The organism is Streptomyces sp. NPDC008079, from assembly GCF_042957385.1.
GTDB lineage: Bacteria > Actinomycetota > Actinomycetes > Streptomycetales > Streptomycetaceae > Actinacidiphila.
Genome location: NZ_JBIBIC010000046.1, coordinates 1 through 1408 on the forward strand (window position 1 = coordinate 1; position 1408 = coordinate 1408).

Here is a 1408-nt window from a genome sequence, read left to right on the forward strand (position 1 = left end):
GGTGAATACGTTCCCGGGCCTTGTACACACCGCCCGTCACGTCACGAAAGTCGGTAACACCCGAAGCCGGTGGCCCAACCCCTTGTGGGAGGGAGCTGTCGAAGGTGGGACTGGCGATTGGGACGAAGTCGTAACAAGGTAGCCGTACCGGAAGGTGCGGCTGGATCACCTCCTTTCTAAGGAGCACTTCTCACCGAGTCCTTCGGGACGAGGTCAGAGGCCAGTACATCGGCGAATGTCTGATGCTGGTTGCTCATGGGTGGAACGTTGATTATTCGGCACGATCCAGGATGGATCAGGCGCTAGTACTGCCCTTCGGGGCGTGGAACGCTGATCTGGTCAACTGATCGTGCCGGGCACGCTGTTGGGTGTCTGAGGGTACGGCCGGTCAGGCTGCCTTCAGGTGCCGGCCCCAGTGAACTCGTGCTTCGGTGCGGGGTGATGGGTGACTGGTCGTTGCTTGAGAACTGAACAGTGGACGCGAGCATCTGTGGCCAAGTTTTTAAGGGCGCACGGTGGATGCCTTGGCACCAGGAACCGATGAAGGACGTGGGAGGCCACGATAGTCCCCGGGGAGTCGTCAACCAGGCTTTGATCCGGGGGTTTCCGAATGGGGAAACCCGGCAGTCGTCATGGGCTGTCACCCTTGCCTGAACACATAGGGCAAGTGGAGGGAACGCGGGGAAGTGAAACATCTCAGTACCCGCAGGAAGAGAAAACAACCGTGATTCCGGGAGTAGTGGCGAGCGAAACTGGATGAGGCCAAACCGTATACGTGTGAGACCCGGCAGGGGTTGCGTATGCGGGGTTGTGGGATCTCTCTTTCACAGTCTGCCGGCTGTGAGACGAGTCAGAAACCGTTGATGTAGGCGAAGGACATGCGAAAGGTCCGGCGTAGAGGGTAAGACCCCCGTAGTCGAAACGTCAGCGGCTCGTTTGAGAGACACCCAAGTAGCACGGGGCCCGAGAAATCCCGTGTGAATCTGGCGGGACCACCCGCTAAGCCTAAATATTCCCTGGTGACCGATAGCGGATAGTACCGTGAGGGAATGGTGAAAAGTACCCCGGGAGGGGAGTGAAATAGTACCTGAAACCGTGTGCCTACAAGCCGTGGGAGCGTCGGATGCAGCTTGCTGCATCTCGTGACTGCGTGCCTTTTGAAGAATGAGCCTGCGAGTTTGCGGTGTGTTGCGAGGTTAACCCGTGTGGGGAAGCCGTAGCGAAAGCGAGTCCGAATAGGGCGGTATAGTAGCGCGCTCAAGACCCGAAGCGGAGTGATCTAGCCATGGGCAGGTTGAAGCGGAGGTAAGACTTCGTGGAGGACCGAACCCACCAGGGTTGAAAACCTGGGGGATGACCTGTGGTTAGGGGTGAAAGGCCAATCAAACTCCGTGATAGCTGGTTCTCC

General features: G+C 58.2%; 2 rRNA genes. Both read left to right on the forward strand.

Annotated elements, in window-relative coordinates:
- Positions 1-176, forward strand: a 16S ribosomal RNA gene (locus ACFZAM_RS37145); the annotation flags it as partial.
- A gap of 316 nt (positions 177-492) precedes the next feature.
- Positions 493-1408, forward strand: a 23S ribosomal RNA gene (locus ACFZAM_RS37150); the annotation flags it as partial.